Genomic DNA, 1,054 nt, shown 5'->3' with positions numbered 1-1,054 from the left:
GCGATGGCGCCGCCGGTGAAGGCGAGGCCGGCAGCGGTCAGGGCGGCCTTACGGATCAGATCGGTACGCATGATGAAGCACCTTTCGATCGGGGGATACGCGGCACACACCAGAAAGGGGGGCGGGTGTGCCACGGGTAAGGAAAGGTCAAGTCAGAAAAGGGGGTGCGCCCTCTCGCTCGGGGGGCGCGGTCCCGGGGGGATGTAACCGGCTGGGCGGGCCGCACATTCCAGCGGCCATCACTCCAGCGATCCCGGGTCTGGGGGATGTAACGACGCGGGCCCGGCCGGCATTCCGGCCGTCGCCCCCGGGCCGCCGAAACGGTCCAGAGGTCACGCGCTCACGATGGTTACAACGCCCCGGGCCCCCGACCCATGCCCGCCGGGCCGGTGGCCCCCGCCACCGCAATCCGTCACCAACCGGACACAGCCCACAGATGATCGACACCCCAGGTGATCCGCGCGTCGCCCGTGCCTGGATGTTGGTTTGTGCGGTATGACCGTCGCTGCGAGATAGCGACCCGTCTGCCCACCTCCACAGGCCCGGCGGGCCGTGCGCTGTAGGCCCTGTCGAGCTGCCCCGCCTGTCGGACCGCTGCTCATACCAGGCTCGGTCGGCGGCGGCACGTTCCGCGGAGACGGTCCTTCCGTCGACGCGGGAGGGGCGTGACTGCCCCATCTGCGCGGGCAGCCCGACAGGGACTACGGGGTGGGGGTGCCGCCGCGCCCCGCCGGCCTCGGCGCAGCGGCACCCCGAGTTGGACCCCTTTTGCGACATCAACCCGACAGGGACACGGAAAGGCGACGGCCCGGTGGCTGGTGCCACCGGGCCGTCGCCTTTGTGCGGTTTGCCTTACTCGTCCGCCCCCGCCGCGGCAGTGCCGCCGAGGTCGGCCGGGACCGCGTCCGGCACCTCGGCCGGCCGGTCCGCACCCGTGAAGACGAGCTTGGACTTGTCGATGTTGTTCGGGTCGCCTTCGCAGTCGACGACGACGATCTGGCCGGGGGTCAGTTCGTTGAACAGGATCCGCTCGGACAGGTTGTCCTCGATGTCG

1 pseudogene is annotated in these 1,054 nt (G+C 70.6%); it reads right to left on the bottom strand.

Features of this window, described 5'->3' with window-relative positions:
- Window positions 1-852 precede the first annotated feature (852 nt).
- Window positions 853-1,054: pseudogene (locus ABZ793_RS34710) on the bottom strand (AAA family ATPase); the annotation flags it as partial.

The organism is Micromonospora sp. NPDC047465, assembly GCF_040643125.1.
GTDB lineage: Bacteria > Actinomycetota > Actinomycetes > Mycobacteriales > Micromonosporaceae > Micromonospora.
This window is presented reverse-complemented; position numbering and strand designations above follow the sequence as displayed.